Origin of the sequence: Micromonospora sp. NPDC005087 (assembly GCF_042872965.1) — a bacterium.
Classification (GTDB): domain Bacteria; phylum Actinomycetota; class Actinomycetes; order Mycobacteriales; family Micromonosporaceae; genus Micromonospora.
The window spans coordinates 107,972-134,478 of record NZ_JBIALB010000009.1; the positions used below are offsets into that span (position 1 = coordinate 107,972).

Annotated in this window: 23 protein-coding genes; 15 read left to right on the forward strand and 8 right to left on the reverse strand. The window is 72.0% G+C overall.

The features are described 5' to 3' along the window. Positions 1-28 precede the first annotated feature (28 nt). Positions 29-2,185 (reverse strand): glycogen debranching N-terminal domain-containing protein, encoded by a 2,157-nt coding sequence (locus tag ACFYPS_RS21655; protein ID WP_354966822.1) that lies wholly within the window; start codon positions 2,183-2,185, stop codon positions 29-31. A gap of 230 nt (positions 2,186-2,415) precedes the next feature. Here ACFYPS_RS21655 and ACFYPS_RS21660 point away from each other — a divergent pair, with 230 nt between their 5' ends. From ACFYPS_RS21660 to ACFYPS_RS21675, 4 genes are all read left to right on the forward strand, one after another. Continuing rightward, on the forward strand, positions 2,416-3,027 hold the full coding sequence (locus tag ACFYPS_RS21660; RefSeq protein ID WP_354966821.1) for a hypothetical protein: 612 nt from the start codon (positions 2,416-2,418) through the stop codon (positions 3,025-3,027). 13 nt (positions 3,028-3,040) lie between these two features. Next, positions 3,041-3,949, forward strand: a complete 909-nt coding sequence (locus ACFYPS_RS21665) for a hypothetical protein (RefSeq protein WP_354966820.1) — start codon at positions 3,041-3,043, stop codon at positions 3,947-3,949. 107 nt (positions 3,950-4,056) lie between these two features. Continuing rightward, a complete protein-coding gene (locus ACFYPS_RS21670) occupies positions 4,057-5,355 on the forward strand; it encodes a D-alanyl-D-alanine carboxypeptidase family protein (protein WP_387326446.1) in 1,299 nt (432 codons plus the stop codon). A gap of 159 nt (positions 5,356-5,514) precedes the next feature. Further along, on the forward strand, positions 5,515-5,892 hold the full coding sequence (locus ACFYPS_RS21675; RefSeq protein ID WP_354966904.1) for a MerR family transcriptional regulator: 378 nt from the start codon (positions 5,515-5,517) through the stop codon (positions 5,890-5,892). Positions 5,893-5,904: 12 nt separating this feature from the next. Here ACFYPS_RS21675 and ACFYPS_RS21680 read toward each other — a convergent pair whose 3' ends face one another. Then, positions 5,905-6,618, reverse strand: coding sequence for a DUF4386 domain-containing protein (locus ACFYPS_RS21680; protein ID WP_354966818.1), 714 nt, complete (start codon positions 6,616-6,618; stop codon positions 5,905-5,907). A 105-nt stretch (positions 6,619-6,723) separates the two neighbouring features. Here ACFYPS_RS21680 and ACFYPS_RS21685 point away from each other — a divergent pair, with 105 nt between their 5' ends. Together ACFYPS_RS21685 and ACFYPS_RS21690 are read left to right on the forward strand one after the other, a co-directional pair. Next, positions 6,724-7,428, forward strand: coding sequence for a TetR/AcrR family transcriptional regulator C-terminal domain-containing protein (locus tag ACFYPS_RS21685; RefSeq protein WP_354966817.1), 705 nt, complete (start codon positions 6,724-6,726; stop codon positions 7,426-7,428). A gap of 151 nt (positions 7,429-7,579) precedes the next feature. Beyond that, the gene (locus ACFYPS_RS21690) at positions 7,580-8,956 is read left to right on the forward strand and encodes an FAD-dependent oxidoreductase (RefSeq protein ID WP_387326450.1); all 1,377 of its coding nucleotides are present in this window, start codon (positions 7,580-7,582) and stop codon (positions 8,954-8,956) included. Positions 8,957-8,997: 41 nt separating this feature from the next. On the opposite strand, the gene ACFYPS_RS21695 is transcribed toward ACFYPS_RS21690, so the two are convergent. The 5 genes from ACFYPS_RS21695 to ACFYPS_RS21715 form a co-directional block, all read right to left on the reverse strand. Beyond that, positions 8,998-9,477 (reverse strand): heme-degrading domain-containing protein, encoded by a 480-nt coding sequence (locus ACFYPS_RS21695; RefSeq protein ID WP_354966815.1) that lies wholly within the window; start codon positions 9,475-9,477, stop codon positions 8,998-9,000. A gap of 105 nt (positions 9,478-9,582) precedes the next feature. Further along, positions 9,583-11,043 (reverse strand): SDR family NAD(P)-dependent oxidoreductase, encoded by a 1,461-nt coding sequence (locus tag ACFYPS_RS21700; RefSeq protein ID WP_387326454.1) that lies wholly within the window; start codon positions 11,041-11,043, stop codon positions 9,583-9,585. A 129-nt stretch (positions 11,044-11,172) separates the two neighbouring features. Further along, complete coding sequence (locus ACFYPS_RS21705) at positions 11,173-11,406, reverse strand: hypothetical protein (RefSeq protein ID WP_354966813.1); 234 nt, start codon at positions 11,404-11,406, stop codon at positions 11,173-11,175. A 17-nt stretch (positions 11,407-11,423) separates the two neighbouring features. Next, on the reverse strand, positions 11,424-12,266 hold the full coding sequence (locus ACFYPS_RS21710) for an ABC transporter permease subunit (protein ID WP_354966812.1): 843 nt from the start codon (positions 12,264-12,266) through the stop codon (positions 11,424-11,426). Beyond that, positions 12,263-13,219 carry an ABC transporter ATP-binding protein gene (locus ACFYPS_RS21715; protein ID WP_354966811.1) on the reverse strand — a complete coding sequence of 319 codons (957 nt, stop codon included), beginning with the start codon at positions 13,217-13,219 and terminating at the stop codon, positions 12,263-12,265. Before ACFYPS_RS21715 ends, ACFYPS_RS21710 begins: the two co-directional genes overlap by 4 nt. 445 nt (positions 13,220-13,664) lie before the next feature. Here ACFYPS_RS21715 and ACFYPS_RS21720 point away from each other — a divergent pair, with 445 nt between their 5' ends. The 9 genes from ACFYPS_RS21720 to ACFYPS_RS21760 all read left to right on the forward strand — a co-directional run bounded on the left by ACFYPS_RS21720 (position 13,665) and on the right by ACFYPS_RS21760 (position 25,628). Continuing rightward, a complete protein-coding gene (locus ACFYPS_RS21720; RefSeq protein ID WP_387326460.1) occupies positions 13,665-15,809 on the forward strand; it encodes a TOMM precursor leader peptide-binding protein in 2,145 nt (714 codons plus the stop codon). Between the two features lie 53 nt (positions 15,810-15,862). Further along, entirely contained in the window at positions 15,863-16,045 is a 183-nt protein-coding gene (locus ACFYPS_RS21725; RefSeq protein WP_046564715.1) for a hypothetical protein, read from the forward strand. A gap of 190 nt (positions 16,046-16,235) precedes the next feature. Beyond that, entirely contained in the window at positions 16,236-16,451 is a 216-nt protein-coding gene (locus ACFYPS_RS21730) for a hypothetical protein (RefSeq protein ID WP_307871652.1), read from the forward strand. A gap of 77 nt (positions 16,452-16,528) precedes the next feature. Then, entirely contained in the window at positions 16,529-16,714 is a 186-nt protein-coding gene (locus tag ACFYPS_RS21735) for a thiazolylpeptide-type bacteriocin (RefSeq protein WP_089021435.1), read from the forward strand. Between the two features lie 92 nt (positions 16,715-16,806). Beyond that, a complete protein-coding gene (locus ACFYPS_RS21740) occupies positions 16,807-18,774 on the forward strand; it encodes a TOMM precursor leader peptide-binding protein (protein ID WP_354966809.1) in 1,968 nt (655 codons plus the stop codon). A gap of 10 nt (positions 18,775-18,784) precedes the next feature. Next, complete coding sequence (locus tag ACFYPS_RS21745; protein ID WP_387326465.1) at positions 18,785-20,401, forward strand: SagB family peptide dehydrogenase; 1,617 nt, start codon at positions 18,785-18,787, stop codon at positions 20,399-20,401. Between the two features lie 79 nt (positions 20,402-20,480). After that, on the forward strand, positions 20,481-23,291 hold the full coding sequence (locus tag ACFYPS_RS21750) for a lantibiotic dehydratase (protein ID WP_387326468.1): 2,811 nt from the start codon (positions 20,481-20,483) through the stop codon (positions 23,289-23,291). Further along, positions 23,284-24,330, forward strand: coding sequence for a lantibiotic dehydratase C-terminal domain-containing protein (locus tag ACFYPS_RS21755; RefSeq protein WP_387326471.1), 1,047 nt, complete (start codon positions 23,284-23,286; stop codon positions 24,328-24,330). The genes ACFYPS_RS21750 and ACFYPS_RS21755 overlap by 8 nt, the downstream gene beginning before the upstream one ends. After that, positions 24,327-25,628: a metalloprotease gene (locus tag ACFYPS_RS21760; RefSeq protein WP_387326474.1), complete on the forward strand. Its 1,302-nt coding sequence runs from the start codon at positions 24,327-24,329 to the stop codon at positions 25,626-25,628. Before ACFYPS_RS21755 ends, ACFYPS_RS21760 begins: the two co-directional genes overlap by 4 nt. Here ACFYPS_RS21760 and ACFYPS_RS21765 read toward each other — a convergent pair. Further along, positions 25,595-26,500 carry a siderophore-interacting protein gene (locus ACFYPS_RS21765; protein ID WP_387326477.1) on the reverse strand — a complete coding sequence of 302 codons (906 nt, stop codon included), beginning with the start codon at positions 26,498-26,500 and terminating at the stop codon, positions 25,595-25,597. The two genes, ACFYPS_RS21760 and ACFYPS_RS21765, sit on opposite strands and share 34 nt — an antisense overlap. Positions 26,501-26,507: the final 7 nt, after the last annotated feature.

Sequence of the window (26,507 nt, forward strand, 5' to 3'; positions counted from 1 at the left end):
GAGACGAGCGGACCGACCCGACGCGGCCCTAGTCTGCGGGCGAGACGCGGCAGTGGGAACCGGTGGCATCGACACTCCAGTGTCGGCCGGCCACCGCCACACGGTGCATGCCGACCCGTCCGAGTTCGTCGGGGACGTGGGCGTCGGCGAGGAGCCCGTCCTCGCCCGGCTCGAGGCCGAGCATCGTGCGCAGAAACAGCAGGGGCGCCCCGCTGGCCCAGGCCTGCGGGTTGCAGGCGGTGGGGTACGGCACGGGCTGGCGACCGAAGGACCGGTCGTAGCCGGAGAGCGCCTCGGGCAGCCGGTGATCGGAGTCCCGGGAGGCCTCCAGCATCGCCATCGCGATCCGGTTCGCTTCCTTCCGGTAGCCGTAACGGGCCAGCCCCGCGGCGATGATGGAGTTGTCGTGCGGCCACACCGTGCCGACGTGGTAGCCGATCGGGTTGTAGCCGATGTCCAGGGCCGACAGGGTGCGTACGCCCCATCCCGAGAACATCTCCGGAGACATGAGCTGTCGCGCGACCTGTCCGGCTCGATCCTCGGGGACGATGCCGCTCCACAGCAGGTGACCCATGTTCGAGGTCATCGAGTCGATGGGCCGTTTGTCGCCGTCCAGGCCGACGGCGTAGTAGCCGCCCCGTTCGGGGATCCAGTAGTCCCGGTTGAACCTCTCGCGCAGGCCTGCGGCCTCGGCGCGCAGGCGGTGGGCCATCGAGGGGTCGTGCCATGGCCCGTCGGCCAGTTCCGCCATGCGCAGTTTCGCGTCATAGGTGTAGCCCTGTGTCTCACAGGTGGCGATCGGCAGGACGGGAATCGTCCCGTCGGCGTACTGCACACCGTCGGGGGAGTCTCGCCAGCACTGGTTGCCGAGGCCCTGGGTGGAGCGGGTGGCGTACTCGACGTAGCCGTCGCCATCGCGATCACCGTGACGGTCGATCCACCGCAGCGCGGCCTCGGCGTTCTCGCGCAGCCGGCACACCAGCTCGGCGTCCCGGGTCCATCGCCAGTATTCGGACAGGAGGATCAGCCAGAGTGGCGTGGTGTCGGCGGCACCGTAGTAGGGACGGTAGGGCTTGATGCCCAGCTGGCTGAGCTCACCCGAGCGGTACTCGTGCAGGATCTTGCCCGGCTCCTGGTCGGTGAAGTCGTCGAACACTCTGGCCTGGTGGTCGGCCAGCACGATGAGTGCTCCCCGGGCAACCTCCGAGCCGCAGGTCATGGTCTGGTACGCCGTGACCAGCGTGTCGCGGCCGAAGGTGGTCAGAAACCACGGCAGACCCGCGGAGAAGAGGACGACCGATTCGCCAGCGATGGTCTTCTCGAGCCGCATGGACACCAGATCGATCGCCGACCTGTGGTAGACGTCGCGCAACAGATCCGCCTCCGCGTGCAGACGCGGCTTCTCCGCCGCCCACCGCGTCGACGGGTCCTCCGGCCCATGATCGAACGTCTCGCCGAACCCGCGCACCACGGGCCGGCGGTCCTCCCCGCCGCACCACAGCGGCACACGCAACTCACAGCTCCACTTCTGTCCCCGCTCGAGGCGCAGGTTCCATACCAGGGCATCGCCGTCGACCAGGTCGGGAGGTGGGTCGGCTTCGACGCTCACCGAGGCGGCGTAGCTGCCGTTGCGGTAGTGGAACCCGAGTGCCGAGGCGCCCCGTCCGTCCTGGCGGGTGATGTCCGGGGTGCGGTCGCGGCCGGACTCCTTGATCTCGAACAGGTCGGCGAAGTCGGTGCCAACCGCCAGGCGCAGCCGGATCGATGTCGGCTCGATGCCGAAATAGCGCAGTTCGACGCGCTCATAGAGGCCGTCGCCGACGAAGCGCTGCCGCCGCACGCCGACCCGATTCGCGGGCAGGTGGGGCAGGTCGGCATTCGCCAGGAAGAACGCCGCCGAGTAGGCGTCGACGGTCCCGGAGGAGAGCACCAGCAGCGGGGCGTCATCGATCGTCAGCTCCCACTGGTTGAGGAACCGGGTGTCGTCGTGGACGAGACCGCCGATCGAGCCCCTCGGCACGTTCCCCGCGGCGTCGGAGAACATGAACGTACGGCCCTCCAGCACACCGACCGCGTCGGGGCCCAACTCCGGAGGCAGGTCTCGGGATGCGCCGCTGGACACCCGCCCCGCCGACATGTCCGGCCACGGATCCACGGGCGTCGGCCGCCGTGATGTCGCGGTCACCCACACCTCCTCAGGTTGCCTGACGTCACCGCACCGGGTTCCCGGCCACACGCAAGTCATCCCGCCGCGTTCGCTGCCAGTGGCGGCTGCGCGAATACGATCGCCGAGCGCCGTCCTGTGCGGTACCGGCCCGACTGTCCGGTTCGGTCCGGTGGCGCACACCGAACGACGCCAACGTTCGACGATGAGCGGGATGGCACGGGCCATCAGTGACCGACGATCATGCCTTCATGAATCCCGCTCCGGGCGCCGTCTCCGCCGATCCGCTCCGGCCCCGCCGAATCTGGTACGTCGTCGCGGCGCTGATCGCCGCCGGCGGTGTGCTGGCCGCCGCGGCGGCGCTGTTCCTCGTTCCGTTCGGGGGTGAACTCGGGCAGCCGGTCACGTCCGGACAGCCGTTCACGGTGCACCTTCCCGAGGGCGGGAAGATGGTGTGGGCCAAGGCCAGCGGCCCGGACGCACCGGGTGTGGGTTGCGCACCGGCACGGGTGGAGGCCGAGGAGCTCGAGGAGTGGCAGATGGTCTCGATGAGTTTCGACGACCTCACCCTGGAGGCGGACGGCGAACGCTGGCAAGCGGTGGTGCTGGTGGGCGCCAGGCCGACCGGCACGTACACCCTGACCTGCACGGCCTCGGCGGCGGACGGGACGCCGTCGCTGTCGATCGGCGATCCTCCCCGCTTCTACGGCGCGCGTTCGGAGGCGCTGGCCGGGCTGGCCGCCTCGATCCTGGCGCCCCTCGGCGTGCTCGTCGGCGCCGCGTTGGCGGTGGTCGTCGCGGTCCGGCGGCGGGCAGAGCGGGAACGGGCTGGTCACGCTCGTGTTGGCCCGGTCGGCCCGTGACATGATTGCGCCCATGGGTAAGCAGCAGGACGTCGGCGGGCCCGACCGTCAGAGCGGTTCAGGCACCACCAACCATCCTGTGACCGGTGGCAGCGCGGACGCGCAGCTCGCGCTCGCGCAGGACCCCGCCACGCCACAGATGACCCTCATCGATCTGGCGTCGGACCCGTCGGCGGTGGTTCGTAAGGCGGTCGCGTCCCGGACCGACGCACCCGCGCAGGCGCTGCGATCGCTGACCCGGGACGCTGATCGTCAGGTCCGGGAGGCCGTTGCGAGAAACACGTCGACCTCGGTCGGCAATCTCCTGCGTCTCGTCAAGGACGCCGACCGGTGGGTCCGCTGGGCGGTCGCCGGCAACCCGGCCTGCGATGAGTCGGTTCGCCAGGTGATGGCGGCGGCGCCCGACAAGGAGCTTCGCGGTCTCCTCGCGGAGACCCGGGGGTTGGAGCCCGACCTGGCCGCAAGGTTGATCGACGACGTCTCACCCGAGGTACGGGAACGACTCGCCACCCACACCCACGACCCCGACGTGATCACCGCCCTGATGGCCGACCGCACCGCGCGCGTACGCAAGGGGGTCGCCCGCAACCCGCGGACCACCGCCGCGCAGCGCAGCGTGCTCGCCCAGGACCCGGTGGTCGACGTCCGCGCCGCGCTGGTGCGGGCGGTCGAGCTGGACGAGGCGGATCTGGAACGCCTGGTCGACGACCGTTCGGTGCAGGTCCGACTGGCGATGGCGAAGTCCGAGGTCATCCCGTCGCGGATCCGGCACGCTCTCGGGCGTGACCCTGACGAGACGGTGGCCGACGCGGCGCGGAGCTTCCGCCCGGGAGCGGGCAATTCGCCGGTGGTACGGGCGCCACGCGTCGGTCACCGGCGCTCCGGGACCGGCCCGGGTCGCCCGGGCGGCGCCACGCGTTGAGGAGCCGGCGGCCGCGCCGGACCGGTGACCACCGGGCCGAAGCGCGGCCAGCTACGGGCCGACCGGGACTGTTAACCTCCGGGGTTCCATCACGGGGGAGGTACACGATGGGTGGTCCGACGGAATCGCCGACCGAGGATCTCAGCGAGCTGCTCGCAGCGTCGCCGGTCCGGGGCGGCCGGCGTCGCCTGCCGTGGGCGCTGGGCAGCCTGCTGGTCCTGCTGCTGCTCCTCGGTGGCGGGCTGTACGCCGTCGCGCCGCTGCGCGACCCGCTGCCCGCCCCGACGGTCGAGCTGACCCTGCCGGCGTCGATGGCCATTCCCGGTACGGCGCCGCGACTGCCCTGGCCGCGTACGGGCCAGGCGATGATCTCGGTGGACGGGCTCGGGACGATGGGCGCCTTCGGCGGGTCGAAGCGGCTGCCGATCGCGAGCGTGACGAAGGTTATGACGGCCTACGTGATCCTCACCGAGCACCCTCTCGCTGTCGGTGAGCAGGGGCCGAAACTGACGGTCAGTGCCGCGCAGGCGGCCGCGTACCCGGCCGAGAATGCACGCGGCGAGTCGCTCGTGGAGGTGCGGGCCGGGGAGGTGATCACCGAGCGGCAGGCGTTGCAGGCGGTGCTCCTGCCCTCGGCGAACAACATGGCGCGGATCCTCGCGGCCTGGGACTCGGGCAGCGTCGCCGCCTTCGTCGAGAAGATGAACGCAGTGGCGGACGACCTCGGCATGTCCGACACCCACTACACCGACCCCTCCGGCCTCGACCCGGAGACCGTGAGTACGGCGCGGGACCAGGTGATCCTGGCGAGCCGGGCGATGGCGTTGCCGGCGTTCGCCGAGATCGTCAAGCAGAAGCAGGCGACCATTCCGGTGGCCGGCACGGTGCGGAACTACAACGAGCTGGTCGGCCGCGACGGTGTCGTGGGCATCAAGACCGGCTCCACCGACGAGGCCGGCGGCTGTCTCGTCTTCGCGGCGGTGGTCACCGTGGGCGGCCGGAAGCTCCGCGTCGTCGGTGCCGTCCTGGGCCAACCCGGCGCCAACACCCCGGTCCAGCTGGACCGGGTGTTCGCGGTGACCCGGTCGTTGCTGCGCTCGACAGCGGCCGCGCTCGCTGTCCACACGCTCGTCGAGGCCGGCGAGCAGGTTGCCACCGTGCGCGGCCCGCTGGGTGCCGGCAGCACCATCGGCGCCGGCGAGAAGGTCGAGGTGGTCGGCTGGCCCGGCCTGCGGGTACGGCTTGACGCGCAGATCCCCGAGGTGTCGTCGCGGATCGCCGCTGGCGCCGAGCACGGCCAGCTCACGGTCACCGCCGGCGTCGGCGAGCCGGTCGTCACGACGCTGCGGACCGGCGCCGCGATGGAACCGCCGACCAGCTGGGAACGCATTCGCCGCCACCGCTGAGCGTCGGACGAGACGTTCGACGCTCAGCGGTGGTGTGCCGCTGCCGTCAACCGACGGTGGCGGTGTAGAAGGCGCTCGGGTCGCCGGCGAGGGACGCCTTGACGTGGGCGCTCCGGAGGTGCAAGCCGTGTGGCCAGCGCCACAACCAGGGTGCGGGACGTGCGGATCGGTGAACTCGCCGCCAGGACCGGCGTGTCAGTGCGAGCCCTGCGCTACTACGAGGAGCAGGAGCTGCTGATCGGGGCGCGCAGTAGCGGCGGCCAGCGCCACTACCCCGACAGTGCCGTCGACCGGGTCAACCTGATCCAGATGCTGTACGGCGCCGGCCTGTCCAGCAGGACCATCCTGGACCTGCTGCCCTGCGTCGACGCGAACGTCAACACCCCGCAGTCCCGCGCCCTGCTCAACGCCGAACGCGACCGCGTCGAGCAGCAGATCACCCAACTGACTCAGGTCAGAGATCGGCTCGACGCCGTCATCGCGTCCAGCGAGAGCCCGGCCAGCGGCTGTACCCGGATGGAGGCCGAAGCGCCGTAGCGGGCCCGGGTCCTACGAGATGGTCTGTGGCGCGGCCTCCGGCTGCCCGCCGGACGGTGCCTGGTCGAGCGCGTGGCCACGGACGCCGCGCGTCAGCAGGTAGCCGATCATCCAGAACTCGCCAACCGTCGCCGGAAGGACGAGAGCGTCGGCGACGGACTGAGCGCCAGGAGCGAGGTATCCGACGAACGCGCTGAGCAGGTATCCGATGCCGCCGCCGACGAGGATGTACCCGAGCGGGCGTGGCATCCAGTTCGAGCGGAGCACGCAGCTGCCCATGGGGATGAGCCACAGGCCGAAGAACAGCCCCCCGACGGCCCACAGGTTTCCGCTGATCAGGTAGAGGAGCTGGACGGTGGCTGCCGCATCGCCGACGGGGTCGAGCGCGATGTCGAGCGCTGTGCCGAGCAGCGCCGCGCTGACGAGGACCACGACCGCGTTGATGAGGCCGAACGCGGCGATGGCGCTGGCGGCGCGTGCGTCCGCGGTGCGGAACAGCCGGTAGAACCAGACGGCGGCGAGGGCCTGGGTGACGACGATGAGCAGTTCGAACGCGACGCCGGCCCGGGCGAGTGCCTCGTGCTGGACCAGATTGTCGAGCGTCGCGCCGGGGTCGTCGGCGTTGAAGAGGCGCGGCCGGATGAGCAGAAAGCCGAGTGCGCCGGAGACGGCCAGGCCGAGGTAGAGCGTCCCGGCTGCGCGGGCGGTACGGGTCAGGGCGGGCATCGTGGCTCCTTCGGGGAGGCCGTACCGGATCGTGGAGTGGTGGTGACTCCCTTACAACGTAAGGCAACCATACGATGTAAGGTGCTGGCAAGAGTGGGGGGACAGATGGCAGCGAAGGCGGCTCGGCAGCCGCTCAACCGTGAGCGCGTACTGTCGGCGGCGGTCGCCCTGGCGGATGCGGAGGGAATCCCGGCCCTGACGATGCGCCGCCTCGCCGGCGACCTCGGTGTCGAGGCCATGTCGCTCTACCACCACCTGCCCGCCAAGGAGGCACTCCTCGACGGCGTCGTGGAGACCGTGATCGCGGAGATCGACGCCGCGGTTGGCCGCCTCTTCGCGAACGGTGACGACGGAGACTGGCGTACGCGACTGCGCGGGCAGTTCCTCGCGGCGCGGCAGATCATGCTGCGTCACCCGTGGATGCCAGAGCTGTTGGGCTCGCGCCGTGCCATCCCCGTCGGCCTGTACACGTACTACGACGGGGTCGTGGGAACCCTTCTCCGGGCCGGGTTCTCGCACCACCTCGCGCACCGCGCGTTGCACGCGTTCGGCAGCCTGCCGCTCGGGTTCGCGCAGGAGATCTTCAGCCCGGCGGCGGGCGCGAGCATGGAGGCCGACATGGCGGAAGCCGACCTGGCCGCGATGGCCTCGGCCCTGCCGCACCTGACGGCCATGGTGGCGACCGAGATGCACGACGGCACCGACCCCACGCTCGGCTGGTGTGACAGCCAGCTCGAATTCGAGTTCACCCTCGACCTGCTCCTGGACGGGCTCGAACGCCTCCGCGGCCAGGCCGCGACAAAGAGCTAATTCACGACAGACTCTGCGTGTCGGGCAATGGCCGAGGCCTGTGCAACGATCGTCGGGCGCCCTGTCGAACAGCCCTTCCCGGCGGCCCGTCCACACTGTCGTGGACCGACACGGGGGAGGGCGCCACACCTCGTACCCCTTGGAGAGCACGATGCCCCTCTCCCCGGCGCGGGTCTTCGCCGCGCTCAATGCCGTGCTGCCCCCCGACCAGGCGTCCCCGGTCATGGGCAAGGCCGTCGTGCTCGGCGGCAGCATCGCCGGACTGCTGGCCGCCCGGGTGTTGTCCGACTACGCGGAGAGCGTCGTCATCATCGACCGGGACGACCTGGAGGTGACGGGCGGGAGGCCCGGCGTGCCACAGGGGACGCAGCTGCACGCGCTGCTGCCCGGCGGCTTCGTCCAGTTCGAGCGCCTCTTCCCGGGATTCCGCGAGCAGGCCCTGGCCCAGGGAGCGATCGAGGCGCCGCCCGCGGCGAGGCGGAACTACCTCGACGGCCGTCTCAAGGTGATCGTCCCCGACGACGCCGACAGCCTGGCGGGCAGTCGCCCTCTCCTGGAGGGGCTGATCCGCCAGCAGGTGCTGCGGCTGCCGAACGTCAAGACGGTCACCGCCCGCGCCACCGGTCTCGTGTTCGACGGCGCCGTGGCGAGCGGTGTCCGCTGCGAGGTCGGCGGGGTTCCCGGGGTCGAGAGCGGCGACATCGTGGTGGACGCCATGGGGCGTTCGAGCAGGCTCTCCGACTGGCTGGAGCAGGCCGGTTGGGACCGACCCGCCACACGGCGGATGACCGTGCACCTGAACTACGCGACCGCCCTGTTCCGACGTCCCGAGGCGGACCCGGCCTCGACGGTCGTGCTGGCGCTGCACACGCCGAAGATGTCGCTGGACGTGGTCGGTGCCGCGTTCTTCGCGATCGAGGGCGGCCGGTGGATGGCCATGATGGCCGGTTACGGGGACAGCCGCCCGGGAAGTACGGCGGAGGACTTCGTCCGTCGGCTGCGGGAGCAGTTCCCACCGGAGTTCGGTGCGGTCGCCGGAAACGAGATGCTGGGCGACGTCCAGACCTACCACCATGCCGACAGTCGCCGGCGGGACTTCCACGCGGTGCAGCGTTTCCCGGCGGGCCTGGTCAGCGTCGGTGACGCCGTCGCGTCGTTCAACCCGGTGTACGGGCAGGGGATGACCGCGGCGGCTCTGCACGCGGCCTGCCTGTCGACGTACCTGCGGTCCGGCCCGGATCTGAGCGCGCCCGCGCGCCGGTACCTCGCCCTGCAGAAGGTCGTGGTCGACGCCGCCTGGTCGACGTCGACCTCCGCCGACCTGGCGTTGCCGCACGTCGACGGCCCCTACCCGCGTGGCTACCGGTTCTCCAACTGGGCCAGCGATCAGATCGTCAGGGCGACCGTCACGGACGTGGCGACCGCGCGACGGTTCAATGAGGTCGTCTCCATGCGCAAGCACCCGCTCGCGCTGGCCGCACCCCGCGTGATCCTGGGCGCCCTGCGCGCCAACCGGCGGGCGCGCTGATCGGTCCGCCCGAGGTGGCGTCACGCGGCCGCCGCGCGCGACTACTGCTGCTGAATCTTGCGCAGGATGTCGACGACGAAGCGGTGGTCGTCTAGCTGCGGAAGGCCGGACACGCCCATCCAGCCGACCACGCCGGTGCCGCGAACACGCAGTGGCACCGCGCCCCCGGCGGCCGCGTAGCGGGAGGCCGGCAGGCCGTACTTCTCCGCCAGCGTCACCTGCTTGTCCTGGCAGAGCCGGGCCATGTACAGCGACGAGTGCTCGAACCGCATCACCACGCGCCCCTTGCGGCGCAGCCACACGTCGTTGTCCGCGGTGGAGCCGGGCAGGCCGCTGTGGAACAGCTGGCGCCCGGCCCGCCACACACCCACCGCGATCGGGAGCCGCTGCTCGCTCGCGGCGGCAACGGCGAGCGTCCCCAGCTCGTACGCGTCCGTCTCCGACAGGCCCGCGAGCTCCAGCTCGCTCTCCTCGCGCAGCAGCTCGTCCAGCGTGGGCCACGGGTCGTGGTCAGATGGCATGCGTACCTTCTCCTCGTCGAGTGGGCGTACCTGCTGATTGTCGCAAACCCGCTGGTAGTGGGTTCGAGGAGGCAGCGCAGCGGACCGTCGTGACCGACGTGGCGGTCACCAGGCGCAGGGGGCGTAGTCCTTCAGGAAGCAGCCGTACAGGTCTTCGCCCTGCTCGCCGCGGACGATCGGGTCGTACACCCGTGCCGCACCGTCGACGAGGTCCAGCGGGGCGTGGAAGCCCTCGTCCGCCAGTCGCATCTTCGTCGGGTGCGGCCGCTCGTCGGTGATCCAGCCGGTGTCGACGCTGGTCATCAGGATGCCGTCGGTCAACATCTCCTGTGCGCTGGTCCGGGTCAGCATGTTCAGCGCGGCCTTGGCCATGTTGGTGTGCGGGTGCCCCGGCCCCTTGTAGCCACGGCCGAACTGGCCCTCCATCGCCGACACGTTCACCACGTACTTGCGGCGGGCCTTCGCGGCGGCCATCACCGGTCGCAGTCGGCTGACCAGCACGAATGGCGCGGTAACGTTGCACAGCTGCACTTCGAGAAGCTCGACTGGGTCCACCTCCTGCACCCGCTGGACCCAGCTGTTGACCGAGTCGAGGTCGGGTACCAGACCGCCGGCGTCGATGGCCGTGGACGCCGCGATCCGCTCCGGCGAGGCGGAGCCGCTGGTCAGCGCCAGCGCGGTCAGCGCGTGCGGGGTGAGCGCGGTCGACTGCGGCCCGGCGGTCAGGCTGCCCGCCGGGGTGCCCTGGCCGCCCGACTTGGCGAAGGTGATCAGCTCCGGCAGCGGGCCCTCCGGCAGGGCGGCGGCCTCCGCCGCGACGAGCTGCGAGTATGCCCCGGGCGAGCGCCGTACGGTCTGCGCCGCGTTGTTGATCAGGATGTCGAGTGGTCCCTGTGCGGCGACCGAGTCGGCGAGGGCGATCACCTGGGCCGGGTCGCGCAGGTCGATCCCGACGATCCGCAGCCGGTGCAGCCAGTCCGCGCTGTCCGGCATCGCGGCGAACCTGCGGACCGCGTCGTGCGGGAACCGCGTCGTCACGGTGGTGTGCGCGCCGTCACGCAGCAGCCGCAGCGCGATGTACATGCCGATCTTCGCCCGGCCGCCGGTGAGCAGCGCGCGCCGGCCGGTCAGGTCGGTGCGGGCGTCCCGGCGCTCCCGGTTGAGCGCGGCGCAGGACGGGCAGAGCTGGTGGTAGAACGCGTCCACCTCGCGGTAGCGCTGCTTGCAGACGTAGCAGCCGCGCGGATTGTGCAGGACGCCAGCCGTGGCGCCCGCGGTGGGCGAGGCGAGCGGGATGCCCTGCGTCTCATCGTCGATCCGGCCGGGGGCGCCCGTGGCGGTGGCCGCCGTCACCGCGCGGTCGGCCGTCACGATGGCGTCGCGCCGCTCCTCGCGTCGCCGCTGCTTGATCACCTTGTAGAGCTTCGCAGTGGCGCGCTGCACCCGCACCACGTCGGGATGATCGGACGGCAGAGCTTCCAACGCCTCGAAGACGCCGAGACAGGTCTCCAGCTGGCTCCGGTCAATCCCGGGTTGACCGATTTCCGTACCGTTGTCCGCCGTCATGCGTGTCTGTCTCGTCCCGTTCCCTGCGCCGGATCCAGCCGGCCCACCCCAAGTCCGACCCGGAACTGTACGCACCGCAGGGCCTCCGCTGCACCCCACACACCCTGCTCGCCCCGAAGCCGCCCGGGGTCAGCTCTCCGGGTGGCGCCGGACGAAGTCCTGGTAGGTCTCGTTGGCCAGCTCCTGCTCCCGAACACGGGCGGTCAGCTCCGCCTGGCGCAGCTCGACCGCCGACCGGGCCTGAGCGAGGCGCAGCTCGTGTCGCCGGTCGCGTGCCCGGGCCAAGGCGCGGACCACGGCCCACGCGATCCAGCCACCGCAGGCCACCAGTCCGGTCAACGCGAAGGCAAGGAGGAAGTCCATCTCGACATCCTTTCCGATCAGTTGACGTCCCGGCGTGCCGCGAGCCAGATCCCCAGGCCGAACATCAGCACCACGTATCCCGCCAGGACGGCGGCGGGCAGCCCGGCGCCGGTCGACTCGATCACCCCTGGCGTGCCCCCGTCGAACTGCGATGGGGCTCCCAGCGCGCCCGCCAGCGCGCCGGAGCTGGGGGCGAGCAGAAGCTTCTGGACCGTCTCCAGCGGGCTCAGTACCAGGGCGAGGCCGCTGATCGCGTTCTCCAGCACCAGCGTCCACACCAGGCCGACGGCGATGGCCGTGGCGGTGCTGCGGAACACGATCGCGAGGAAGTAACCCACGCTGGCGTGCGCGCTGCAGATCAGCCAGGCGGCCCCCACGGCCCCCGCCAGGTCACTCGTCGCCGGCCAGTCCAGGCCGCGTCCCTCGATCAGCGCGAGCAGCGCGGTGACCCCGGCCATCGCGGCGAAGGTGAGCGCGACGAGCAGCAGGGTCAGGGCACAGAGCGCGACGGCGTGCCCGGCCAGCACCTGCGCCCGCCGGGGACGCTGGGTGAAGATCAGGTTGAGCGTGCCCCAGCGGTACTCGTTGCCCACGACCAGAGCGCCGAGGATCACCACGATCGCCCCACCGAAGAGCGGGAACAGCCCGATTCCGGTGGTGACCAGCTGGCCGGGCAGCACGGCGTCCAGCAGGGACGCGGCCGAGGCCGCCTGCTCCGGATCGCCGGCCAGCGCCAGGTGCACCAGGTACGGGACGCCGACGCCGAAGGCGAGCGCCAACACGATCCAGGTGAGGGTGACGGTCCAGACCGCCGGCCGTTTCCGGTCCGCGAACCAGGCCGCGCGTACCGAGGCGATCACCGGTTGCCCCCCGTCATGGTCGTCGACTCCTCCCGACCGGCCCGGTCCGGCCCGGTCAGCTCCAGGAACGCCTCTTCCAGCGAGTGGCGCACCGGCCGCAGCTCCCGTACGTCGATGCCCGCCTCGACCAGCCGCCGGTTGAGCTCCGCGGCCAGCGCCGGATCCGCGCTGACCCGTAGCCGGCCGTCGACCGTCTCCACCCCGCGGACGCTCCGGTGGTCACGCAGGCACGCGGCGGCCTTGTCGACCGGATCGGCGGCGATGAGCAGCTCCCCGGCGCCGAGCGCGGCGCGCAGCTCGTCCGAGGTGCCGTCAGCGACGAGGCGGCCGCGGTTGATCACGGCGATCCGGTCGCAGACCTGCTCCACCTCACCGAGCACGTGGCTGGAGAGCAGCACGGTGCGCCCGCGTTGCCCGAGCGACCGGAGCAGCTCCCGGATCTCCGACACACCGGCCGGGTCGAGCCCGTTGGTGGGTTCGTCGAGGATCAGCAGGCTCGGGTCCTTGAGCAACGCGGCCGCCACCCCGAGCCGCTGCTTCATGCCCAGCGAGTACGTCCGGAACGCCGAGCGTGCGCGTCCGGTCAGGCCCACCTCGGCCAGCACCCGGTCGGCGGCGCTGTCGGGCACTCCCGCGTAGCGGGCGGCCAACCGCAGATTGTCCACACCGGACAGATGGGGATAGAACGCCGGTGACTCGATCAGGGCACCGACCCGGGCCAGCTGGTCCGGGGTGCCAGGCGGCTGGCCCAGCACCCGGATCCGGCCGGAGGTCGGTCGGACGAGCCCCACCAGCATCCGCATGGTGGTCGTCTTGCCGGCGCCGTTCGGGCCGAGGAAGCCGAAGACCGTCCCCTCGGGCACCCGCAGGTCGAGGCGGTCGACCGCGGTGACGTCGCCGGGATAACGCTTGGTGACGTCGTGCAATTCGATGGCGAATCGGTCATTCCCCAACGGATTGCCGCAATCGTCGGACGGTGTGGCGGATGCCGCCGAGGAGATTTTCCATCGTCTTCATCTGACGGTCCTCACTGATTCCCGACCCACAACACACGGTTAATTGTGCACAGTCAACTAACTGACCGTTAAGGCACGGTCGCGGTGGCGGTGGGGCACCGCCAGCCTCGGGATCGCGCCACCGGCCCGCCTTTGCCTGGAACGATGTAAAAGTCTCTGACCTGCGGAGGTGCCGATGACGCCCACAGAGTAGCGGAGGTTGATCGGTGCCGGAAGGCCCGCAGCGGTGGGGTGCGGAAAAATTTCCCCTAGCCGCAGCTCAGTGCCCTCCAATTGACTCCCGCCGCTGCCCTCGACGAAACAATCTGTTGACGAATGAATTGACCATGGGCAGCATGTAGACACTTTCGAGTCGATGGTGATCGCTGGCATAGGAGCCCGGATGAGCCTGCCGCGGGACGGTGCGGAGAACCTGGAAGTGCGACCCAAGCTGCGATACGACGTGGTCTTCCTGGACGCGCCGGCCGGCGCCTACCTGCGCGGGCCGGACACCGCCTTCCTGATCAAAGGATGGTCCGCCTTCCGTTGGCTGACCTCGTTGAGCCCGTACCTGACCGGGGAGCACACCCTGGGACAGCTCACCGCGTCCCTGGACCAGGGCCAGCGGCAGACGGTGCTCACCCTGGTCCGCGCGTTGCTCGCCCGTGGCTTCGCGAAGGACGCCGGCGACCGTACGGAGCTGGCCGAGGCGGTGGGCCGGCGGTTCGCCCCGCAGATCGAGTTCATCGACCACTTCGCCGACGATCCCACCGGCCGTTTCCTGCGCCTGCACACCGCCCGCGTGGCGCTGGTCGGTGGGGGAGCGACCCTGCTGGCCGCGGCGAGCGGCCTGCTCCGCAACGGGTGCCTCCACCTTGACCTGTACCCGTACGACGACCCGTCGCGCTACGCCGAGGCGTTGCGGCCGGAGGTGGAGGAGCTGCGCGACGACGGTCTGGCGGCCGCGCTGCGAGTGCACGACGGCCCGGTCGAGCTGAGCGGAGCGGACGCGGTGGTGTACTGCGCCGACCGGACGGACCTGGCCGGCCTGGCCGAGCTGGCTCGCACCTGTCACCGCGACGGCCCGCTGTTGGTTCCGGTGGTCTGGGACGACGAGCGGGCGGTGGTGGGGCCGACGGTCGAACCGGGCGGGACCCCCTGCTGGCTCTGTGCCCAGCTGCGGCTCACCGCCGCCGCCGATGCCGCCGTCGCCGCCGAGTTCTGGCGGCAGCTCGCCGTCGGCCCCGGCGCCGACGCGCCCGCGCCGCTGCCGGAGGTGACCGCGCGGATGGTCGGCAACGCCGCCGCGTTCGAGCTGTTCCGGGTCCTCACCGGCGCGCTGGCGCCGGACACGGCCGACGGCGTGCTGCTACTGGACCGGTCCACCTTGGAGGCCGCCCGGGAACGGGTGCTGCCGCATCCGGCCTGCCCGGTCTGTCGGGACGTCGACGTGCCCGAGCCGGCCGGGGCGGGCAGCTCCGACGACGAGACCTACCAGCGTGCCCAGGCGTTGGTGTCACCGAACGCCGGCGTCTTCACCCGGTTCGTGGACGACCCGCTGGAGCAGGCGCCGCTGAAGACGGCCCGGTTGCGGCTGCCCGGCCGGCGTGGGCCACGCGAGGTGACTGCGTTCGACGTGCACACCGTGCTGAGCGCCCGGCTGGCCGCCTACCGGGTGGCGGTGTGTGACCACGCCGCCCGGTACGCCGACCCACGCGCCGGCGTCCTGGCCTCGGCCGAGCAACTGCGTGAGCGTGGCGGGCAACCGGTGCCGTGGACCGAGCTGCACAGCGCGACCGGCGCGGTGCCGTACGACCCGCGCCGAGCGGTCCGCTGGCTGCCGGCGACCGTGCTGGGCCGTCCGGAGAGGGGGTGGGTTCCGGCGGCACTGGCCCTGCCCACCTCCGCTGCCAACGGCGAGGGCCTCGCCGAGCGGACCCACGCCGGCGCGGCGGCCGCCGACAGTCTCGACGGCGTCATCGATCAGGGCCTCGCGGACGCGCTGGCGTACCACGCCCTGACCGCGGCGATGCGGGGCGACGGTGGTCTCGCCGCGCTCGGCGAGGAGGAGCTGGTCGCCGACGAGGACACCGCGTTCGTGGTGAAGGCGGCCCACCGCTTCGGCCACCAGCTCGCGGTCTTCGCTCTTCCCGGCGCGGCACCGGCGCACGCCGTGCTCGCCGTCAGCGAGGCACCAGGCGGTGGGGACCGCGACTGGCGGCTCGCCGGCGGTTTCGACCCGGTCGCCACGCGGCTCAGCGCCCTCCGCGACCTGGTCGGACGAATCCAGGTGCGGCACTTCGAGGGGACCGACGCCGACCTCGGCGATCCGGTGCTCGCGGACCTCGATCCGGCGACCCTCACCGGCCGCGCCGCCAACGGCACCGCGGCGGTCGGCGGCACCGACCGGCACGCGGTGCTCGCCGCCCTCGCCGAGCGGGGGATCAGCGCGCTGCTGGTCGAGACCACCACCCGGGACCTGCGGGCCAGCGGCGCGTTCCGCAGCGGCGTGGTCCTGCTGCGGCACGACGGCCTGGCGGCCGATTGAACCACCACACCAGTGGTCCGAGCGAGGCACGCACCGTGGAAGGAGGTGGAAACATGCCGATCACCCTGAACGACGAGCTCCGCGAGCTGGAGACCGAGACCTTCGAGATCGAGGAGGTTGAGGACGGCGGCGAGGCGCTCGCCGCTACCAGCTCCAGCTGCTCCTGCTCGAGCTGCTGCAGTTGCAGCACGTCGAGCTGCTGCAGCACCAGCACCAGCACCTCCAGCTGCGGCTGACCGGGTGAACGGGGTTGACCCCCACAGCGCTGACGCAGTCCAGTCCCCGGTGGGACGTCGCATCTGAACGCACCAACCGCCGCCGGCCGACACCGGCGAGTAGCCCCTGCGTGCCTCCGCTGGCTCCACCGTGGTGGTGCGGACGCAGACCCACCACGACTGGCGCCGACCGCGGCTCAAGGAGAGGCCCGTGACACAACCCCTGTCATCCGCCGCGCTGTCCGAATCGGTCCGCGGCGAACTGCGGGACCTGCAGACCGAGACGTTCGAGGTCGAGGACATCGCCGATCTGTCCGCTGACCACATGGACATCTGCAGCAGCAGCACCAGTACGTCGAGCTGCTCCAGCTGCAGCACGTCCAGTTGTTGCAGCTGCACCTCGTCGAGTTGCAGCAGCACCAGCTGAGCCTCGGCGCCACCGGCCGCTCCGGACGGTCGGACGACGCAGAGGCCCGCATACGCCCCGAGGGGAGGTAGAGGGAAATGCCGGATCTGACGGAGGAACTCCGCGCGTTGGAGACCGAGACGTTCGAGATCGAGGACGTCGACGCGATCGACGCGATGGTCATGGACTGGTCCAGCTCCAGCTGTTCCTGCTCCAGCTGCTGCAGTTGCAGCACATCCAGTTGCTGCAGCAGCAGCACCAGCACCGGATGCGGCGGCGGGTAACCGCACCGCAGTCGTCCCCGCCGGCGAGCCACGCCGGCGGGGAGCCCCGGTCCCGACACCAGACCCGCAGCGACCGCAGACAGGTGAACCGCATGATCGTCGATGTCCGGACCACCTCCACCGGGTGGGACGCCAGCCTCAAGCAGCTCGGCGAGGCGTTCCACGAGCGGCTCCAGAACCACGCTGGCCAGCCGGCCGGCGACGGCCCGTCACCCGCCGGGATCACCGTCCGCATCGCCGCCCTCGGCCTGACCGACGCGTACGCCGACGGCGGCGAGGGGCTCACCGGCGACGTGGTGCCGATCTGGCTGCACGGCGCCACCGCGCTGGTCGGCCCCCGCTGGACCGGCGCCGGTGACCCGGTGCCGACCCGACCCGGGCCGTGCCCGCTCTGCGTCCAACGGCGCTGGCAGGCCATCCGGCTCCGGGAGGAGCGGCACGCCCTGGAGCACGGCGCTCAGGTCGGGACGGTGGCGCCCCTGCCGCACCTCACGCCGTTCGCGGTCGACGCTCTCTGGCAGCTGTTCCGGCAGGCGTGCCGCTCCCGGGCCGACCGCCCCGGTGTGGCGCGGCTGCACCAGCTGCGGATGGACACCCTGGAGACGACGCTGGTCGAGGTGCTCGCCGACTCCGAATGCCCCGCCTGCGCGACCACCCGTGCGGACACCGCCGAGGCGGCGGTGATCCCGCTGACCCGCCGGCCCAAGCCGGACCCGACCGCGTACCGGCTGCGTGCGGCCGGCGAGCTGGACCTGCCGGTCGCTGCGCTGGCCAACCCGGTCGCCGGGGCGCTGGGCGGCAACGCGCTGCGGGCGTACAACGCCACCGCCACCGCACCGGTCACCGGCTACTTCCGGGTCCGCAGCCGGTACGACCTGCACGAGATGTGGTGGAGCGGGCACGACAACAGCTACGGCGGCAGTGAGACGTACGCGCTGCTGGAGGGGCTGGAACGCTACGCCGGCCAGTTCCCGCGGGCCAAGCGCACCGAGGTCTTCGACAGCTACGCCAACCTCGCCCCCGACGCGCTCGACCCGGCCGGCCTGGGCTACCACCCGGCCTTCTACCAGGGGCACGGGCTCTACTACACCCCGTACTCGCCGGACGAGCCGATGCACTGGGTCTGGGGGTGGTCGCTGCGCGACAGCACGCCCCGCCTCGTTCCCGAACAGATCGTCTACTACCTGGACCGCCGCACCGACCAACGCAAGTTCGTTCAGGAGTGCTCCAACGGCTGCGCCAGCGGCAGCTGCCCGGAGGAAGCGTTGCTGCACGGCATGCTCGAACTCATCGAGCGGGACGCCTTCCTGCTCGCCTGGTACGGCTCGGCCCGGCTGGCCGAGATCGACCCGGCGACCTGCCGCGACGAGCGGGTGCACTTCATGCTCGACCGGGTCGACCTGCTCGGCTACGACATCCGGCTCTTCGACACCCGCGCCGACCTGCCGGTCCCGGTGGTCACCGCGGTCGCGGTCAAGCGCGGCGACGGGCTCGGCCAGCTCTGCTTCGCCGCCGGCGCGAGCCTCGACCCGGACGACGCGGTCCGGGCGGCGCTCTGCGAGACCGCCTCCTACGTCCCCGGCTTCGACGAGCGGGTCGCCGCCAGCGAACCCGAGCTGCGCGAGATGGTCCGCGACTACACCCGGGTCACCGAGCTGAGCCACCACGCGCTGCTCTACGGCCTGCCGGAGATGGCGCGACACGCGGCGTTCCTCCTGGACGACCCGCCGCTGCGGACCATGTCGGAGCTGTACGGCGACTGGCTCGCCGTCCGACCTGACCACGACGACCTGCGCGCGGACATGACGTACCTCGCCGGCCTGATCGCCAGCCTCGGCGGTGACGTCGTCGCCGTCGACCAGACCTGCCCGGAGCAGGAGGTCGCCGGGGTGCACACGATGGCCGTCGTGGCTCCGGCCCTGGTCCCCATCGACTTCGGCTGGCAGCGGCAGCGGGTGCTGTGGAGCGACCGGCTGGAGCGGTACCTGGCCCGGGGCCGGCACGGACCGGACGGGCTCGGCGCCACCGGCCGCAACCCCCACCCGCACCCCTTTCCGTAGGAGCAGCGACATGCAGCAGGAGGCCCGCGAGGTCGTCCGGGACTACACCGAGGCGGTGTTCCGCCGGGCCCGGACCCCGATGGAACCGCTCAACCACGAGGTGGACTGGGCCGACCAGCCGTCCCGGCACAAGAGCTACCCCGGCGCGTCCCGGCTGCCGCTGCCCGCCGAGCTGCCCGAGCTGCCCACCCTGAGCGACCTGCACACCGGGGAGAACCTGCCGGCGACCACCCGCTGGTCGCTGGCCGGGCTGGCCGCCCTGCTGCGCCTGTCGTACGGGGTGCTGGACCGGCGGATGACGGTCAACTGGAACCAGGACGTCGCCAAGCGGGCGCACCTCGAGCACGCGGTGTGGGGACGCGGCACCGCGTCCGGGGGCGGGATGTACCCGGTGGAGCTGTACCTGGTGGTGGGGGCGGGTGGGCCGCTGCTGCCGGGCGTCTACCACTACCACACCGGAGCGCACGTGCTGGAGCGGCTGCTGCTCGGCGACGTCACCGGCACCGTCCGCGCCGCCCTCGGCGCCGACGGCCCGGGGACCGCCGGCGACAGCTACCTGCTGGCCGGTATCCGGTTCTGGAAGAACTCGTTCAAGTACAACAGCTTCTGCTATCACGTGGTCACCCAGGACCTCGGGGCTCTGCTCGGCTCCTGGGACCTGCTGGCACCGGCGCTGGGCGTACCCCTGCGGCGGTTGCTCTGTTTCGATCCGGCGCCCCTGGACCGGCTGCTCGACCTGGACAGCGACGCGGAGAGCATCTTCGCGGTCGTGCCGATGGACTGGACCGGCGCCGACACGCGCCCACCGGTGGTGCCGGCGGACGCCGTCGCGCGGGTGCGCGCCCGGTACCCCGCCTTCGAACGGTCCCGTCGGGTGCGGGACTTCTCCGCGGTCACCGCGGTCCACCGGGCGGCGGCCACGTCGGCCGTTCCCGCCCCCGACACCGTCGGTTCCGCCGCTCCCCGGGACCTGCCGGGCGAGCCGGTCGCGCTGCCCGAGCCGGAGCTGGACCGGCTCAACCGTCCACTGTCGGCGGTGTTGGCCAGCCGGTCCAGCAGCTTCGGCCGGTTCCGTCGGCCGCCTGAGCTGACCGCCGCCGACCTCGGCACCACGCTCGCCTTCGCCGCCGCCGCCCGGCGTTACCCGGCGGACATCAAGCGAACCGACGGCGGGCCCGAGCTGACCCGGCTCTGGGTCTTCGCCAACCACGTCGACGGGCTGCCCGGCGGCGGCTACGCCTACTGCGAGCGGCGGCACGCCTTGTTGCCGGCCGGCCCCGAACCCGAGGACGGGATGTCCGCCTTCCTGCAGCAGCAGTACTTCCTCACCAACTACACGATGGGTCAGGTCGGCGCGGTGCTGGCCATCTCCGGCCGGCCGGACGCGGTCCTCGACGTGTTCGGCCCCCGTGGCTACCGGATGCTGAACGCCGAGGTCGGCACCGTCGCCCAGCGGGCGTACTGCGCGGCCACCGCGCAACGCCTGGGCTGCGGCGCGGTGCTCGGCTTCGACAACGTCGCCATGAACACCGCCCTCGGGCTGGACGGCACCGACGAACGCACCGTGCTCTTCCTGCTCCTCGGGCGGCATCCCGAGGCCACCGCCGACCTGGCGTACCGACTGTGACGACCCCGTCCCGCGCCGCTCCGCCGACGCCAGCGGCGGACGCCCGATCCGTGACCATCCGTCGACGAAGGAGAAACCCGTGACGGTGTCCCTGCCCGCACCCCCGGTGACCCCGGTCTCCTGGCGGATGCCCGGGGTGTTCATGCTGCGCACCGCCGGACTGCCCATCGAGGTCGCCGACCAGCTCGCCTTCGACCGGACCGCCGACTGGTCCCGCCGCGTGCTCGACCTGGAGGACCGGCTCCGGGTGACCGGCCGGGACCTGGCCGACGCGCTCCAGGTCGCGGTGGGCCGGAACCTGACCGATGACGGGCTGCGGCAGCGGCTGATCCGGCTGCGCCGGGACGTGTTCAACCTCCGCCCGCCCCGACCGGCCGACCCGTCGGCCTGGCCGGTCGCCGCGTTGGGGCCGGACACCCACCGGGACCTGGCCCACTGGCTGGAGACCTTCGCCGCGTACCGCCGGGAGTTGGCCGCCGGCCCGGCGGTGCTGGACGACGAGTTGGGGCGGCGGCGGACCGTGCTGCGTGCCCTCGCCGACGACCCGAACCTGCGCGGTGGCATCCTGCTCGCCTCCCCGTCGCTGGACCGGTACCTCACCGGCTACCTCACCGGGACCGGCCCGCTCGGCAAACGGGCCCGCCGGGTGGAGCGGTCGCTGCTGGAGTACGCCTACCGCGCTGCCGCGAAGACCAGCCCGTTCAGCACCCTGACCACCGTGAACGTCGGCACCCTCGAAACCGGCGCCGGCCGGCTCCTCGACGTCGCGCCGAGCACCGACGCGCCGAGCACCGACGCGCCGAGCACCGACGAGGCGGTCACGGCGACGCGGGGCAGCGCCCGGCTCAACCTGGCGGCGCTGGGTCGCCTGTCGAGCATCGTGCTCGCCGACGAGACGCTCCGCGCCGACCTTCCGGTGACCGTGACCAGCGGTTGGCGCATCGCCCACGGCCGGCTGCGCTACCTGCGCCGCCGCCGGACCAGCTCGGAGGACGGCGACGCCGCGATCACCCTGGAGTCGATCCACGAGTCGCTCTTCGTGCTCCCCACCGGCCGGGCGCTGCACGACATCCTGGACGCGCTCGACGGCGGACTGGTACGACGGATGGACGACCTGGTCACCGAGCTGACCAGCGACGGACGCCCGGCCGAGGAGATCGCCCAGTACCTGCACCACCTGCTCCGGGTCGGTCTGCTGGTGGTGCCGAACCTGCAACTGGACATCCACGCCGACGACCCGGTCCAGGGGTACGCGGCGGCGCTGCGGCGGATCGGCCGGGACTGGTCCGACCGGCTCGCCGAGCGGGTGGCGACGGCGAACCGTCTGGCCACCGCCTATCCGGTGGCGGACCTGCCCGGGCGTCGCCGGGCGCTCGACGGGATCCGTGACGAGCTGATCGCCGCCCACACCGACCTCGGCCGCCCCGATGTCCCGGCCCCCCGCACCCTGGTCTACGAGGATGCCACGCGGCACACCGGCGCCCCGGTGACCGCCGACCGCGAGCGCTGGGAGCGGGAGGTCCTACCCGGCCTGCGGGCGCTCGCCCGGATCATGCCGGTGTTCGACATCAACCTGCCCCGCCGGCTGGCCACCAAGGGCTTCTTCCGGGCCCGGTACGGCGCCGGCGGTCGCTGCGACGACCTGCTCACCTTCGCCCACGAGTTCCAGCAGGACTTCTTCGAGCACTACAGCGGCCGGATGATGCGCCGCCGGGCGTTCGACGCGGAGAACCGCTACGTGCGGCAGGAGAACTGGTTCCGGCAGGAGGAGATCACCGCGCTGGACGACGCCCGGCTGGAGGTGGCCCGGCGGATGAACGACGCGTACGACCGGCTGCCGGCCGGCGCCGAGGAGTTGGCCCTGGACGACGCGTTCATGACCGACGTCGCCGCCATGGTGCCGCAGACACTCGGCACGCTGGACCCCCGGTCCTTCTTCCTCCAGCTCGCCGACCAGGGTGGACGGCACCGGGTGGTGGTGAACCGGGTCTACTCCGGCATGACGCTGCTCTTCTCCCGCTTCGCGCACCTCTTCGCCGAGCAGGACCTCGCCGGCGCGCTCCGCGCCGAACTCGTCCGGCTCCAGCCGCCCGGCGCGGTGCTCGCCGAGCTCAAGGGCGGGTACGACGCGACCAACCTCAACCTGCACCCCGTGGTCACGCCGTACGAGCTGGTCTGCCCGGGGGAGATCAGCCACCGGCCGGCGGCCGAGCAGATCGACATGGACGACCTCAGCGTGGAGCACGACCCGGTCGCCGACCGGCTGCTGCTGCGTTCGCGGCGGCTCGACGCCGAGGTCATCCCGGTCTACCTCGGGTTCCTGCTGCCGATGGCGCTGCCGGAGGTGCAACAGGTGCTGCTCACCTTCGCCTACCTGGGCATGGCCCAACCCGACCTGTGGGCCGGTACGACCGTGCCGCTGCCCGGCCGGGGCATCGCCGGATACCCCCGCATCGTGCACGGCGACCTGGTGCTGCAACGGCGGATGTGGAAGCTGCACCCGGATCACCTGCCGCCGCGTACGGCCGGGCAGAGCGACGCGGAGTGGTTCCTCGGGTGGCAGCGGTGGCGGCGCGACAACGGCCTGCCGCGCCGCGTGTTCGCCACCCCGGAGGGCACCCGGCTCGCCCCGGCGGCCGGGGACGACGCCGCCGGGCCGGCCGCGCAGGGTGGGGCCCGGCCGGACCACAAGCCGCTCTACGTGGACTTCGACAGCCACTTCTCCCTGCACCTGCTGGACGCGACGGCCCGTGCCGCCGGCAGCCGGCTGGTGCTGACCGAGATGCTGCCGGGCCGCGACGAGCAGGTGCTGCGCGACGGCACCGGCACGTACGTCACCGAACTGACCGTCGAACTCAACGGTGTCCGAGTTGGAGCAGACCATGACTGACCACCCCGCGCCGACCGCCCACGGCTGGCTCAGCGTGCACGTCTTCTACGCCAGCAACGCCAACCCCATGCTGGTCGAGGGGGTTCGTCCGCTGGTGGACGAGCTGCGCGCCGAGGGCCTGATCAGCCGGTACTTCTTCATCAAGTACTGGATGGAGGGCCCGCACGTACGGTTGCGGGTGCTGCCCGCCCCCGGCGTCGACCCGGCGGTGGTCCGCGCCCGGGTGGACGCGGCCATCGGCGCGTTCCTGCGCCGCCGGCCCGCGCTCTACGAGGTGGACAGCGCGGGGCTGGGTGACCTGTACAAGCAGATGTTCCTCGCCGAGTACGGCGCACAGCGGTGGGACGAGGAGTACGGCCCGGACGGCGTCATGCCGATGCGGGCGAACAACAGCTACCACCACATCCCGTACGAACGGGAGTACGGCCGGTACGGCGGTCCCGCCGGCGTCGAGCTGGCCGAGTGGCACTTCGAGCAGTCCAGTGACGTGGTGCTCGACCTGCTGGCCACCACGAACGTGCACGTCCGTCCGGTGCTGCTGGGGCTCTCCGCCCAGCTCGCCATGATGATGTGCGCCGTCTTCCTCGACGACGACCGGCGGATTGCCGGCTTCCTCGACGAGTACCGGCGGTTCTGGGAGGTCTCCTACTCGGAGCCGAGCGACGACTACCACGCGAGCTTCGACACCAGCTACCGGCGGATGGACGCCGCGCTGCGGGGTCGGCTCGCCGACATCCGCGTGGCGGCCCGGGAGCAGTCGACCGCGCGTGTGGGTGGGGTCGAGGGCCGCTGGCTGGCGCACTGTCGCGCGCTGCGCGAGCGGGTCGTGGCGTTGGCCCGAGACGGCGAGCTGGTCTTCCAGCGCGGCGGTGGTGAGCCCACCCCGCTCACGGATCTCGACGCCGCGCTGCCCATCCTGCTCAGCTCGTACGTGCACATGACCAACAACCGGGTCGGAGTGAGCATCCTGGACGAGATCTACCTGTCGTACCTGATGCGTGCCGCGCTGCTCGACGACGCACCGGCCGGCGCGCGATGACGACGGTCGACGCCACCTGGGCCCGCCCCCGTCTGCGCGCCACGGTCGTGCTCGGCCCCGGCCAGTGGCGGGGCGAGAAGCTCGTGCACCACGTCAAGGACGGCGAGACCGGCTGGTACTACCGGGTCGGGCCGCGGGAGCACTTCCTGCTCTCCCGGATGGACGGCACCCGCACGCTCGACGATCTCGCCGCCGAGTACGCCGCGACGTACCGTCGCCGGCTCGGGCCGGAGAACTGGCAGCAGCTCTTCGGCATGCTGCACCGCCGTCAGTTGCTCGCCGACGCCACCGACCCGGAGACGATCGCCCGCCTGACCGCCTCGGCTGCCGAGGGCGCCGCGAAGGCCCGGCGCGGGCCGTTGTCGGCCCGGTGGCCGCTCTTCGACCCGGACCGGCTCTTCACCCGGCTGCTTCCTCGGCTGGGCGCGCTGTTCAGCTGGGGGTTCGTGCTGCCCGCCCTGCTGGCCGTGATAGCCGTGACCAGCTATGTCGCGGTGCACCTGCGGGACCTGATGGACGGGGTGGGTGGCGGACACCGCCCGCTCGCCGCGATCGTGGCGGCGGTGGTGATCACCTGGGTGATCGTCTTCCTGCATGAGTGCGCGCACGGGCTGACCTGCCGGCACTTCGGCGGGCGGGTCACCGAGATCGGGGTGATGTGGCGGTTCCCGCTGCTGGCGCCGTACTGCAAGGTCGACGACATCGTGCTCTTCACCCCCCGGCGGCGGGTGGCCACCGCATTCGCCGGCGTGTTCGTCAGCATGCTGGCCCTGGTGCCGTTCGCCGCGATCCGGGCCTGGGTGGGGCCCGGCGCGCTGCGCGACCTGGCCGGCACCATGCTGCTCTTCGGCGCCGCGACCGCCGCGCTCAACCTGGTGCCGTTCCTGCGCCTGGATGGTTACCACATGCTCAGCCACGCCCTCAACCTGGCCGACCTGCGGGCCGACACCTACCGGTTCTGGGGTCGGTTGCTGCGCGGCGGCCCTGCCACGGTCGCCGGTTACCGCTGCCGGGAACGGTTGATCTACACCGGATACGGCCTGGCATCGGCGGCTTTCGCGGTGACCGTGCTGACGCTGCTGGTGCGGTTCTGGTATGTCTCGCTGGCCGGCTGGCTCGGGCCTGGCCGGGCGGTCGCCGTGCTGCTCGCCGAGGCCCTGTTGCTGCTGGTGTTCGCCGGTTACCTGGCCCGCCGTCGACGCGCCGCGGGCGGCGACGCTTCGACGGCGGGCGGGGGCGCTTCGGCGGCGGGCACGGCGACGACTCAGACCGGGTCGGCGCGGCCGAGCCGCCAGTAGCCCATGAAGGCCACGGCCCGTCGGTCGAGACCCCGCTCCGCGACCAGGTGCCGGCGCAGGGTCCGGATGACACCGGCTTCCCCGGCCAGCCACGCGTACAGCGGAACCGGTGGCACCTCGTCCGGGACCTCCCACAGGATCTCGGTGTCGACGTCCACGTCCGCGACGGGCTGGGCGGCCCCCGTCGCGTCGCCGGCCAGCAGTTCCCCCGCCGCGGCGGCGACGGCCGGCACCAGCCTGCTGCCGTGCCCGTCCGCGCCTCGGACCAGCCAGCGGACCTCGACTCGCGGCGGAGCCACCAGCGGCAGCACGTCGTCGATGTCGGGCACCTCCAGCACGACCGTGCCACGCGCATCGCGTGGAAGCCGTTCGCAGATGCCGCTGATGGCCGGTACGGCGGTCTCGTCGCCGGCCAGCAGCAGGCTTCCCGCCGCTGACGGCTGGAACTCGATCCCGCCGTGGTCACCGTCGTAGCCGGCGTCCGGCCCGAGGATGGCGATCTCGTCGCCGGCGCGCACCCTCGCGGCCCAGCGGGTCGCCGGGCCGCTGTCGCCGTGCAGCACCAGGTCGACGTCGACCTCGGCCAGGTCCGGCCGGACCGCCCGTACGGTGTAGGTGCGTACGGGATTGCGCAGGTGCTCGGGCAGGGCTCGCCATTTCGCGTACCAGTCCGGTCCCTCCGGTAGACGCACCTCGCGCTGGCCGGGCAGCGGCAGCGCCAGCTTGATCCGCTGGTCGTAACCGTTGTCGGCGAAGCGGTCGAGGTCCGACCCGGTGAAGGTCACCCGGACGAACGACGGGCTCAGCCGGCGTACCGCGCGGACCTCGACGGTGAACAGGCGCCACGGGGTGATGGGCATGGTCTCGGTCATGGTGCCT

What these genes read in the sequence shown, in the direction of transcription:
- ACFYPS_RS21660 (WP_354966821.1), top strand. Translation starts at nt 2,416, where the DNA reads ATGAATCCCGCTCCGGGCGCCGTCTCCGCCGATCCGCTCCGGCCCCGC.
- ACFYPS_RS21665 (WP_354966820.1), top strand. Translation starts at nt 3,041, where the DNA reads ATGGGTAAGCAGCAGGACGTCGGCGGGCCCGACCGTCAGAGCGGTTCA.
- ACFYPS_RS21670 (WP_387326446.1), top strand. Translation starts at nt 4,057, where the DNA reads ATGGGTGGTCCGACGGAATCGCCGACCGAGGATCTCAGCGAGCTGCTC.
- ACFYPS_RS21680 (WP_354966818.1), bottom strand. Translation starts at nt 6,618, where the DNA reads ATGCCCGCCCTGACCCGTACCGCCCGCGCAGCCGGGACGCTCTACCTC.
- ACFYPS_RS21685 (WP_354966817.1), top strand. Translation starts at nt 6,724, where the DNA reads ATGGCAGCGAAGGCGGCTCGGCAGCCGCTCAACCGTGAGCGCGTACTG.
- ACFYPS_RS21690 (WP_387326450.1), top strand. Translation starts at nt 7,580, where the DNA reads ATGCCCCTCTCCCCGGCGCGGGTCTTCGCCGCGCTCAATGCCGTGCTG.
- ACFYPS_RS21695 (WP_354966815.1), bottom strand. Translation starts at nt 9,477, where the DNA reads ATGCCATCTGACCACGACCCGTGGCCCACGCTGGACGAGCTGCTGCGC.
- ACFYPS_RS21700 (WP_387326454.1), bottom strand. Translation starts at nt 11,043, where the DNA reads ATGACGGCGGACAACGGTACGGAAATCGGTCAACCCGGGATTGACCGG.
- ACFYPS_RS21705 (WP_354966813.1), bottom strand. Translation starts at nt 11,406, where the DNA reads ATGGACTTCCTCCTTGCCTTCGCGTTGACCGGACTGGTGGCCTGCGGT.
- ACFYPS_RS21720 (WP_387326460.1), top strand. Translation starts at nt 13,665, where the DNA reads ATGAGCCTGCCGCGGGACGGTGCGGAGAACCTGGAAGTGCGACCCAAG.
- ACFYPS_RS21725 (WP_046564715.1), top strand. Translation starts at nt 15,863, where the DNA reads ATGCCGATCACCCTGAACGACGAGCTCCGCGAGCTGGAGACCGAGACC.
- ACFYPS_RS21735 (WP_089021435.1), top strand. Translation starts at nt 16,529, where the DNA reads ATGCCGGATCTGACGGAGGAACTCCGCGCGTTGGAGACCGAGACGTTC.
- ACFYPS_RS21740 (WP_354966809.1), top strand. Translation starts at nt 16,807, where the DNA reads ATGATCGTCGATGTCCGGACCACCTCCACCGGGTGGGACGCCAGCCTC.
- ACFYPS_RS21745 (WP_387326465.1), top strand. Translation starts at nt 18,785, where the DNA reads ATGCAGCAGGAGGCCCGCGAGGTCGTCCGGGACTACACCGAGGCGGTG.
- ACFYPS_RS21755 (WP_387326471.1), top strand. Translation starts at nt 23,284, where the DNA reads ATGACTGACCACCCCGCGCCGACCGCCCACGGCTGGCTCAGCGTGCAC.
- ACFYPS_RS21760 (WP_387326474.1), top strand. Translation starts at nt 24,327, where the DNA reads ATGACGACGGTCGACGCCACCTGGGCCCGCCCCCGTCTGCGCGCCACG.
- ACFYPS_RS21765 (WP_387326477.1), bottom strand. Translation starts at nt 26,500, where the DNA reads ATGACCGAGACCATGCCCATCACCCCGTGGCGCCTGTTCACCGTCGAG.